The following is a 749-nucleotide window of genomic DNA, read 5'->3' on the forward strand; positions in this document are numbered from 1 at the left end:
TACACACTCAAAATATAAGAGTGGTAGAAAAAAGAAAGTTGGAATTCAAAATGTCTAATTTAAACAGTGGTTATGTAGGTTATTCTCGTTCAGTCAATAGTCAAAATGCTATCTCCAATTATGAAGTGCCGTTAAGTTTAATCAAAAAAAGTTTAATTGAAGATTTTTTATATGAAAATGAAGAATATCAATCATTAGAAGATGTACCTGTTTCTGTATGGAAGTACCTAGCTAAAAGAAGTGTCCCAACAAGTTGGCATCATACAAGCAATCGTTTTAACAGAACAAATCACTATTCTTTATTTTCTATCGCAGAAGATTTATTAGAGAATAAGGAGTATTGGATAGAGCGTTATCAAGTTCACTTAAAAGACAAAAAAGAATTAAAGCAAAAAGAGTTAAGTAATTTAAAACTAACAATTGTTACAGCTGAAATATGGGGTGGCACGAGAAAATATCCAAAATTATTAGGTCATGAAAAAGTGTTATGTATAGTAAAAGGCAGTTTTGCATACCCAGTAAGTGAAAGTGAAAAATCACGTTATAATATTAATGCAAGTAAAAATTCAATTGGCATTAAATACAATATTGATGAGTATTATGACTTAATAAAGACACATAAAGAATTTAAAAGTATGAAGCGACAAGTAAATAAATTAGCAAAGATATTATCTCAATCTAAATAAGGGAGCTTCCCTTATTTAGATTTAAAGGTAAGCCCTACGATCCTAAACGGATCATAGGGCTTT

The 749-nt window shown here is 29.4% G+C and carries 1 protein-coding gene; it reads left to right on the forward strand.

Going from position 1 to position 749, the window contains the following annotated elements:
- Positions 1 to 686 (forward strand): hypothetical protein (locus tag HMPREF3029_RS04930; protein WP_070710046.1); only part of this gene is annotated, 686 nt, incomplete at its 5' end.
- Positions 687 to 749: the final 63 nt, after the last annotated feature.

Source organism: Nosocomiicoccus sp. HMSC059G07, from assembly GCF_001815515.1.
GTDB lineage: Bacteria > Bacillota > Bacilli > Staphylococcales > Salinicoccaceae > Nosocomiicoccus > Nosocomiicoccus ampullae_A.